Raw genomic sequence first — 10225 nt, forward strand, 5'->3', positions numbered from 1 at the left:
CAGCGCGGCTGGTTGCAGCGGAAGGGTGACGCGACGCCAGCGGGGTGGCGCTATTTGGCGCGGCGTTCGATGCGCTCGGTGACATCCATGCCAATGCCGCGATAACCAATGAACCGACTTGACGAATCAAACATGGGTTCGCCACTGACCTGCAGGAATTGTTCGGTGCCATCCTGCTTGCTGCGGCTGTAAATGAAGTCGAGGAAAGGTCGGCGGTTGTGGATGTATTCGTTGAGCTGGTCACGCTGGGCGGTATTCCAGCGTCCGGGACTGGCCGGGTCGGGCGGGGTGGTCAGCCCGTCGGCGCCGATCCCGAGCATGTCATGGACCGGGCCGGAGGTGCGGATGAATTTGCCCTCGGCATCCTGCTCCCAGTACCAGTCCGAGGACAGTTCGGTAAAACTCCTGAAGCGGGCTTCGCTTTCGCGCAGTTCGGCGGTGCGTTCGGCCACGGTTTGTTCGAGCACCTTGTTGTAATTGCCGAGCCGCTTGTAGAGCAGACGCACTTCCAGCATGTTGTGAATGCGGGTTTGCACTTCGACAAGGTCAAACGGCTTGCTGACGAAATCCTTGGCGCCGGCCTGCAGCGCCCGCAGTTTGTGGCCGGGCTGGGCGGTAATGACGAGTACGGGCAGATAGCCGTTGGTTTCGATCCTTTGCAGCGCATCCATGACCTGGAATCCATCCATCTCCGGCATTTGCAGGTCCAGCAGGATCAGGTCGTACCGGTGTTCGGCGTACAGGTCGCAGACGCTGGTGGGATCCATGGTCGAACTGATATCTTGATAGCCAACGGCGCGCAACATCTGCTCCAGCAGAATCACATTGGCCTCCTGATCGTCCACGATCAGGATACTGGCGTTAAGCATTTCGGCGGCTTCAAGCATTGCGGTAATCCCAGAAAAAAGTGTGGTGCAGGTCGCCAATATTATGCGACAGGTTCAAGTGTCTTGTCCAAACCTCGCTGGTCGGCATGACGCAACGCCAGGTCCAGGGCTTCCATGAATTCCGGCACTTTGATCGGTTTTGTCAGATAACGGAAAAACCCGGCTTCCATGCCTTTCTCGATATCGCGCGGCACGGCATTGGCCGACAGTGCCATGACCGGGATGTGCGCGGTCTCAATATCCTCGCGCAAAATTGCCATGGCGCCGTAGCCGCTGATGCCGGGCAAATTGATATCCATCAGGATCACGTCCGGCTGGTAGGCACGCGCCAGCTGGATGCCTTGATGACCGTCGGTGGCGGACAGCAGCTTCAGGTCGCCACGGCGGGCGATCAACTGCTCGATCAGCGCCAGATTGGCCGGATTGTCTTCGACATACAGGATCGTGCGTTGCGGCGCCTGCTGCGGGCCGAGCGGATTTTGATCGGGCACATGGCTGTCGCCGTGTTCGCCAAATTCCAGTTCCGGAGCGTTGGCGCCGACCAGTTCCACCCAGAACACCGAACCGACGCCGACCGTGCTTTCGACACCGATGGTCCCGCCCATCAATTCGACCAGCTGCTTGGTCACCACCAGGCCAATTCCGGTACCCTCTTCGGCGCTGCTTTCCTGGCCCAGCCGGTTGAATGGCTGGAACAACTGGCCAACCTGTTCCGGTGTCAGTCCCATGCCGCTGTCGCGCACGCTGACGCGGACCCGGCCACTGCCATGCATGGTGCAGTCGACCGTGACGGCGCCGCCGATGCGATTGTATTTGGTGGCGTTCGACAGCAGGTTGATCATCACCTGCTTGACCCGCGTGCGGTCGGCATGGACATAAAACGGACTGGCCAACTGGGTGAAGACCATCTGGATGCCGCGTTTTTGCGCCTGCGGTTCGATCATCGCCTGGCAATCTGCCAGCACATCGGCCAGCGACATCGACTCGTGCGACATGGTGACCTTGCCGGACTCGATCATCGCCAGATCGAGGATTTCATTGATCAGTCGCAGCAGGTACCAGCCGCCCTTGAGGATCTGGTCGAGCGACAGCTGCTGGGCCGGCGTCGGCGGCGGCGCGCCGGAGGCCATCAGTTGGGCGAACCCCAGCACCGCATTGAGTGGCGTGCGCAATTCGTGACTCATGCTCGACAGGAATTCGGACTTGGCCAGGTTGGCCTTCTCGGCGGCGGCCTTGGCGCCTTCGAGCTCGAGGTTGTTTTCCTGCAGCGCCAGTTCGAACTGTTTGCGTTCGGTGACGTCGCGGGCGGCGGCAAACACGCCTTGCAGCTTGCGGTCGCGATCATGGAACGTGGTGGCGTTGTAGGACACCACGGTTTCGCGGCCGTCGCGCGCGTGTGCGGTGAGCTCGTAATTGGTGACCTTGCCTTCGCGCAGCACGCGCTTGATGGCGGCTTCGGCCCGCGCCGGGTCGGTGAAATAATCCTTGAACGGCGCGCCGATCAGCTCATCGCGGCTGCAACCGGTGAGTGCCTCCATTTGCTGGTTGACGTCGCTGATGATGCCGCGCGGATCGGTCGTCATCAAGGCATCGATATTCGACTCGATCAGGGAGCGCGTGTAGAACTGCTGGTCACGCAAACGCTGGTCGAGCAGCGCCTGTTCGGCTTCGACCTGCTTGCGGGCGGTGTTGTCGGTGCCGATCAGCAGATAACCGATGATCCGGTCGTCGGCGTCGCGCAAGGCCGTGACCGAGACGATCGCCGGGAAGCGGCTGCCGTCCTTGCGGATGTAGGTCATCTCGTAAATGTCTTCGATCCCGCGCGACGCCTTGAACACCAGCGCTTCAAAACCGGGTGTGATCGGCGTGTCGAGTTCCAGGCTCAGGGCTTCGGCTCGGGCAATGATTTCCTGCGGATCGGAGATGCCCGCCGGCGTAATCTTGTTGACCACCTCATCGGCACTGTAGCCAAGCATGGTTTCAGCGCCGACGTTGAAAATCTGGATCACGCCATCGGCATCGGTAGCAATGCTGGAAAAATTGGCGCTGTTGAAAATCGCATCCTGTAGCGCGCCAGCCTTGAGCAGTGGCTGTTGCGATTCCTGCAACGTAAGGTCGGCCGCCAATTGACGCCGTGTCACGTGCCGGATCCATAACGTCAGCAGCGCCAGGAACACCAGCAGTGCCGCAACGCTGAGGGTGATGATTTTGAGTCGCAACAGTTCGCTGTCTTTGCGCTGTGCCAGCAAACCCTGTTCGGCACGGGTCGCTTCGTCGATGATTTCCTGCACGCTTGCCGCCGCGATGCGTCCTGCATTGAACTGCGGCTGCGCCGCTGCAAAACCTTGTGCATCGAATGCCGCCTGGGTTTCTGTGAACATGCTCAGGCGTTGGGATACGGCAAGCTGCAGTCGGGTCATGCGCTCCTGCTCGGCGCGCTGATCCTGCGCCGACACCAGGATTTTCTGCATCATCGCAGTCGCTTGCGCAGCAGCCTGGTCGCGTTGTGTCAGAAACACCGGTTCGTGTGTCAGGAAATAACTGCCTTGGCGGTTTTCGGCGCGATCCAGTTTGTCGCGCAGTTGAGCGAGGTCGTCAATCAGGTTGTGGCCGCGACTGACCACGCGTGCCGCCGTGGCCGATTCGCTTGCATTGTTCCAGGTGATGCTGCCGACCAGCAGCAACACCAGCATGGTCGAGGCGAAACCGATCAGCATCGGTCGCTCGACGGATAACGGGGTTGATTTTGTCATGATGAATAACACTTCGTGGCAGACCAATGAGCGCAGGACCCGGCTCAAAGAAGGTGAAGGCAAAGCGCTTCCTGCCGCCGTGTCGGAGATGATCAATAACGTCCAGCAGAACCGGCCCTGCCAGGCAGGGTTTGCTGACCGGCCTAAACTGTTGTGGCGCCGCGTCCTTCTCGCTTGCGGACGTCGGATAACAAACGAACGAACTCTCTCTTGACGACGCCATAGCATTCACAGACGTCCTGTTCCAGTCCATCGCGGTCCAGCACCGTGATGTGGCCGCGCCGATAACTGATGAAGCCATGACTTTGCAGGCGCCCGGCGGCTTCGGTCACGCCTTCGCGACGCACCCCGAGCATGTTGGCGATCAGCTCCTGCGTCATGGTCAATTCATTCGATGGCATGCGGTCGAGCGTATGCAGCAGCCAACGGCACAGTTGCTGTTCGACGGTATGGTGGCGATTGCACACGGCAGTTTGCGACATGTGCGTGATCAACGCCTGGGTGTAACGCAACAGCAGACGCATCACCGGCCCGGCCCGGTTGAATTCATCGACCAGAATGTGCGCTTTCATGCGATAGCCAAACCCACTGGTCTGCACCACGGCGCGACTCGGCGTGGTGTCGCCACCCATCAGCAGCGGGATGCCGAGCACGCCTTCATTGCCAACGCCGGCGATCTCGGACGAGCCGCCATTTTCCAGCAAATAATGCAGCGAGATGATCGACGTGGTCGGAAAATAGACATGCTGCAGCTTGCCACCTGACTCGTACAGCACATCGCCCAGCCGCATCGGGACCAATTCGAGGTGCGGTTCGAGCGCCTCGCGATTGGCATCGAGAAGGGCGGCCAGCAGATGATTTTGTGAGGGCTCGTGAATGCTGGACATGATGGTGATTCGGATTCCAGTCGTAAACCGTTGAGGTGGCATATGACGCAAAAAAGCCGCCAAGAGCGACAAGGTAACATAATCTGCGGCCTACTCTGAGTAGTATCCACGTGCGAAACCAAGAGTATCAATGATGGTTTCGTCGCAGCATGAAAGCGGATTCCAAAATGCAAATATCCCGGGCAACATGCTAAGCCTTTGATCATTTCTTGCTCCCTTTTTGTGGCACCGCCCGCCCAGGTCTCAGCAAGGGACAGGCCGCGCTAAAACCGCTGCGGACAGGGTGAGTGGTTTCGGTTTTGGACTACGTATTGATGAGGAACCGACGACTACCGGATCGGGTGAGTGGGTACTCGGAAAGCAAGGTCGGCTGTTCCTTCAACAGAGTGGCGACATCTAGGCCGAGCCCGTCCTTGCTACGCTTCCAAGAAACGTCGCCGGTCTCGAATTTCGCCCGACTGGCACTGCCCATGCGTTGCTGAAGGCGTTGCTTCAGTTCGGACTCGATCTTTTCACGATTGGCGATGTCGTCACGAACAGCCACCAAGTCGGCGAACGTCGCGGACATGGTGCGGTCATCGGAAAGATCGATGGCGTCACCGGTGTCGCGCGGATACAAGCACTGCAACGCCATGGCGGCGGAATCGGAACCGTCCGCAGGCGGTGGCGTATCACTTTCCACGTAACTCCAGAATTTCCGTTCCAGCTCGATCAGGCGAGCGATCAGGGCATCGTCGCGTTCGATTCGGTGAATCCTGATTTCCTGTCCACACACCAGCACGCAAACATCCGCCGTGGTTTTTCCAGTCACGGCGAGCTGGTGCTGGACCTGGCACTGCACATACTAGGGAACGCCGTCACGCCATAAACGCGAGCCGAACTCGCCAGCGGTCTTGCATTCCAAGATCTGCACGTCGTCGGCGCCAACGACCGTGTAGTCCAGATTCGCCAGCATCCACGCATTGTTTGGGTCGGGATGCTGAAGAACTGCGTTGACACGTCTTACCCGATTGCCTGAACGCCTTGTGTAGTGCGCGGCCACGATCGGCTCCAACAACGACCCCCAGTACATCGGCGAGGTCTCATCCTTGGGATCGATCTTCGGCATACCTGCATCGCGGCCTGTCTTGACGAGCCAAAGTTCCAGTTGCGACTGGTACGGATTGAGCCCAACCGCCGCCGCCGCATCACTGCTGCCGATGCCGCCCTTTCGCACGTTCAGCCAGGCGTCCCGGCTCAGTTCCTTCGTTGAAACTAGCCTTAACGCTGGCCGGTGAGATTTTTCCGCAATCACTGCGTTGGTCATTTTCTAATCCTCCCAAAAGTGAAAAGGCCCGGCCGAGGGTTCGCTCAGCCGGGCTTTATGAGTGTCAAAACGCCTTGATCAGGCGATCATTAAAAGCGCCTGGTCAAGTGCCTTCTGCTTGAGCGCTGCCCCTTGCCCGAACCACGCGGATTCCAGTCGGTGATCCGTGCTCCTGGCGCGTCGTTCATGGTCAACAAATTCGGTAACAGCATTGAGCAGACCAAACGCCGTGCCCTTTGCCGATTCCATTTCTGCGCCCTTTCCCTGCCCGTCGAACAGAGCCATGGCTTTGGCCATCGCTCGCCCATTTGTACCTTGGGCGGTCGTCTTTTCGAGGTCGGATAAAACACGAAGAAAGTAGTTCGCCGCTTCGTGCGACATCACCTTCCGCTCGCTCAAACCCTTCATCCGGTACATGAAGGAGTCCCAAGTACCAACTGAGATCCCAAGTTGACGCTTAACCGATTGCGGATCGAACGACGTGTTGTGCGGAACTTTCACGGCTCCCGTGCTGCTGCCCAGCGCCACGGCTAGCGTGTTGTTGCATACGACCCGGATGCTGGTGAACTGCGCTGTGGTTGCCAGCGTACCGTCGCATGCTGTCGCTAGTAGCACGTAGGCATTGGTTACGTCATTGCCTTTGAGTGTGGACGATTGCCCTGTCCGTGCCAGCGCCCAAAGTTTCCGACCGCCCTTCAAAATTCCTGCGGTCTCAAGCTCAAAACCAGAAACTTCAGTGAGGTCGCGGTAGAACTCCAGAATTTCACTGGGCTGTACCACCTTGTAGCGTTGGCTTACGACCGACAGCGGCATGTTGGTGTCGGAACGAAACAACACCTTGTTTTCGGGGAACGATTCGATTGCGCCGAGCCCCCCGGCACTTTCCGTCATGTAACGTACTGGCGCTTCACGAATTTGCCAATCCATTCCGGACTGTTTTGCCCATACGTCTATGGGCTGGTGGGTGTCAAGCTTGTTGCCGAGCCCATGCCAAGGCGTTTCGCCGACGTATGCCATTTGTTCAAGAAGGTGCGCCATAAATAATTTCCTTTTCAGTTTGATAGATGCGTGCTGCGCTGCTGCGGTCAAGCAACATGAGAGGGCACAGGTAGTTGTGGGAGAAACGAAGAATGCGACGAGACCGGATGGCGGTCCATGTGAGGACATCGACCGCGATTGCTGACGGCTCGCTTTGCTGTGAACGGAGCCGGTCTACTTATTCAAAAGAGGGGTCATACATTCCAGCGGCATCCGTAGCGCTGAAACGGTTGCCGCAGGCTAGGCAGAGAAAATTCTTCAGTATATTCTCGTCAATAATTTCACCGAGACGAACGCCAGCGCTGGCGCCGACACCGCCACCAATAAGCGCGCCAACTATAGCGCCGGCGAAACCACCCAGAACGCCGCCTAGCGGGCCCATCGTCAGCCTGGCAATCATTCCCACCTCAGCGCCACTGGCAGCGCCTGTGACGCCGCAAGTGGCTCCAGCGATGGCGCCAATTGTGCAGCCTGTCTTTCGCGCGTAGTCCTTGGTCTCAACGCGAGCGGACTGACAATTTGGACATCGATATGTCATTTGGTCATGCTCCTCCTGGTAGTTTGAGAGAATGGAGGTCCGCCTGCGGGTCCAGCTCGTGTGCGGTGACCACGATTTGCGTTTCGTTGCACTCGTGCGATATAGCTGGCCAAGCTCGCAGCGGACAAGATCCCGGCTGCGAAGACGATAGCGAACGCTGCAAGATGTTCAAGCGGAGAATTATTTGGTTGCATGCTGAGTCCTCAGTAATGTCTTGAGCGTGATGGTTTTTATGAAAGCATGAATATGCAGGCATAAAGGTTGGCATCTGCCAACCTCAACAAGGTGATATGTGTCCAAGAAATTCTTGGGTAGTGCGTCGGGGAAATCGCGCCGAAGCTGTGGTGACGCCGGCCATACCGGTTGTTGCGCTTACAGTCGCGGCAACCGTGCGACACCGTGTAGAAGCACAGCATCAAAAGGGTCGTTTTTCAAGCGCCCGAATGCTAAAATGGTAGGTATTTTTTGCCCATAATAATTGCTTATGAGTCAACACTCTAGTAGGTGTGTCTCGTCAGATTGCCAGAGTGTCCATGAATGCAGTAGAAATCGAATCAGCAGTATCAGACTTAGCGCTTGCGCCGTTTGACCAAGCGGAGTTCCCGTTTGCATTCCTTCAAGCTTTTGGCAACAAGGACACGGCCCTAAAGCGCCTGCGCACTGGCAATAACAATACGTCGGATGTGCCTGGCGGCGTACTCCAACGCAACAATATCCATATCGCCGTTTGCGAAGTCGGCAACGTAGGCGCAACCCTAAAGGCATTGCGCAACAGCCCGGCCACCACAAAAGCCAAGGCGAAATTCATCCTCGCTACCGACGGGCAAACTCTTGAGGCCGAAGACCTAGCTGGCGGCGAAACCAAGACGTGCGACTATCCTGACTTCCCCAATCATTTCGGCTTCTTCCTGTCGCTGGCCGGTATCTCCACGATCAAGGAGATCAAGGACAACCCCATCGATGTGCGCGCCACCGGGCGCATGAATAAACTGTACGTCGAACTGCTGCGTGAAAACCCTGACTGGGCCACAAACGAGCGCCGCCACGACATGAACCATTTCATGGCCCGATTAGTATTCTGCTTCTTTGCCGAAGACACCGACATTTTCAATGGGGATGGGCTTTTCACCAAAGCAGTGGAGCAGATGAGCGAGCGCGACGGTTCCAACACCCACACGGTGCTGTCCGAGATGTTCCGAGCCATGAACGTGCCGACCCGTCACGAGGGGATGCTCGACAATCGGCATCGCGTGGCGGCTCAGCTGCGCCCCTGGGCCGATCAATTTCCGTATGTGAACGGCGGCCTATTCTCGGGCAGCACTGAAGTGCCACGCTTCACGCGAATGGCGCGAACTTACCTGCTTCATGCGGGCGGGCTGAACTGGAAACAGATCAACCCGGACATCTTCGGCAGCATGATTCAGGCTGTGGCCGACGACGAAGAGCGCGGCGCGTTGGGTATGCACTACACGAGCGTGCCCAACATTTTGAAGGTGTTGAATCCACTATTTTTGGATGACCTGCGCACACAGTTGGCCGAAGCCGGCGACAACGAGCGAAAGCTGTTGAACCTGCGCAAACGCATGGCGCGCATCCGTGTATTCGACCCGGCATGTGGCTCCGGCAACTTCCTGGTGATTGCCTACAAACAGATGCGTGAGATCGAAGCGAAAATTAACCGCAGCCGTGGTGAGTCGCATCTAGGCAGCGAGATACCATTGACCAACTTCCGAGGCATCGAGCTGCGCGATTTCCCAGCAGAGATTGCACGCCTTGCACTTATCATTGCTGAGTTTCAGTGCGATGTATTGTATCGCGGGCAAAAAGATGCGCTTGCTAAGGTCTTGCCGCTGGATGCCGAGAATTGGATCATATGCGGCAATGCGCTACGGCTGGATTGGTTGAGCATTTGCCCTCCCACAGGAACAGGCGTCAAGTTGATAGCTGATGACCTGTTCGGAACACCATTGAATCAAACGGAAATCGACTTCGAGAACGAAGGCGGCGAAACGTATATCTGTGGCAATCCACCGTATCTCGGTTCCACTTGGCAGACTGCTGAGCAGAAGGCGGAATTGGAGATCATTTTCGGTAAACGCGCCAAGAACTGGAAATCACTGGACTATGTGGCTGGTTGGTTTATGAAGGCTGCCGACTACGGCACCCGGACCAAAGCGACCGCCGCGTTTGTATCTACAAATTCCATTTGCCAGGGTTCTCAGGTGCCGATTCTCTGGCCATTGATTTTTGGCAGCAATCAGCAGATCGCATTTGCGCATACATCGTTTAAGTGGACAAATCTGGCAAGTCACAACGCGGGCGTGACCGTTGTAATTGTTGGCATTACCAATCAGACTGGAAAGGCACGTCGGTTATTTTCAGTTTCAGACGACGGTGGAACGATTGAAAAGCAGGCAGATTTTATCAACGCGTACTTGGTGACGGGCGCGAATGTGATGGCGGAAAAAGCAGCGCGCCCCTTCAGTGAACAAGCAGAAATGAGCTTTGGAAACAAGCCCGTCGATGGAGGACATCTACTGCTGACCAGAGATGAAGTCGATAAACTTGGCCTAACTCTTGAACAACAAGACCGCTTTATTCGCCGTATCTATGGTTCGGCGGAGTTCATTCGCGGCTTGGAGCGTTATTGCCTATGGATTGAAGACCGAAACTCAGATGAAGCGAAACGCATCACGACCATTTGGCATCGTATTGAAGGGGGAGGGTGTAAATAATTTTGTGTAAACGGTCATTTGGCAGGAGACTGCCGCCATCAAGGAGAAACAATGACCGTAGCAATGCGTAACAAGCGGGCC

General features: G+C 57.0%; 5 protein-coding genes and 2 pseudogenes. 1 reads left to right on the forward strand and 6 read right to left on the reverse strand.

Features of this window, described 5'->3' with window-relative positions:
- Positions 1-50: 50 nt before the first annotated feature.
- The 6 genes and pseudogenes from RCH09_RS16355 to RCH09_RS16380 all read right to left on the reverse strand — a co-directional run bounded on the left by RCH09_RS16355 (position 51) and on the right by RCH09_RS16380 (position 7271).
- On the reverse strand, positions 51-887 hold the full coding sequence (locus tag RCH09_RS16355; protein WP_326942201.1) for a response regulator: 837 nt from the start codon (positions 885-887) through the stop codon (positions 51-53).
- A gap of 41 nt (positions 888-928) precedes the next feature.
- Positions 929-3640: a PAS domain S-box protein gene (locus RCH09_RS16360; protein WP_326942202.1), complete on the reverse strand. Its 2712-nt coding sequence runs from the start codon at positions 3638-3640 to the stop codon at positions 929-931.
- A gap of 143 nt (positions 3641-3783) precedes the next feature.
- Positions 3784-4527 carry a Crp/Fnr family transcriptional regulator gene (locus tag RCH09_RS16365; protein ID WP_326942203.1) on the reverse strand — a complete coding sequence of 248 codons (744 nt, stop codon included), beginning with the start codon at positions 4525-4527 and terminating at the stop codon, positions 3784-3786.
- 304 nt (positions 4528-4831) lie between these two features.
- Positions 4832-5833 (reverse strand): annotated as a pseudogene (locus RCH09_RS16370) (YqaJ viral recombinase family nuclease).
- 78 nt (positions 5834-5911) lie between these two features.
- Positions 5912-6871 carry a DUF932 domain-containing protein gene (locus tag RCH09_RS16375; RefSeq protein WP_326942204.1) on the reverse strand — a complete coding sequence of 320 codons (960 nt, stop codon included), beginning with the start codon at positions 6869-6871 and terminating at the stop codon, positions 5912-5914.
- 178 nt (positions 6872-7049) lie between these two features.
- Positions 7050-7271 carry a hypothetical protein gene (locus RCH09_RS16380; RefSeq protein WP_326942205.1) on the reverse strand — a complete coding sequence of 74 codons (222 nt, stop codon included), beginning with the start codon at positions 7269-7271 and terminating at the stop codon, positions 7050-7052.
- A 671-nt stretch (positions 7272-7942) separates the two neighbouring features.
- On the opposite strand from RCH09_RS16380, the pseudogene RCH09_RS16385 reads away from it, so the two are divergent.
- Positions 7943-10129, forward strand: a pseudogene (locus RCH09_RS16385) (class I SAM-dependent DNA methyltransferase); the annotation flags it as partial.
- Positions 10130-10225: the final 96 nt, after the last annotated feature.

Source organism: Actimicrobium sp. GrIS 1.19, assembly GCF_035984655.1.
Lineage (GTDB): Bacteria > Pseudomonadota > Gammaproteobacteria > Burkholderiales > Burkholderiaceae_D > Actimicrobium.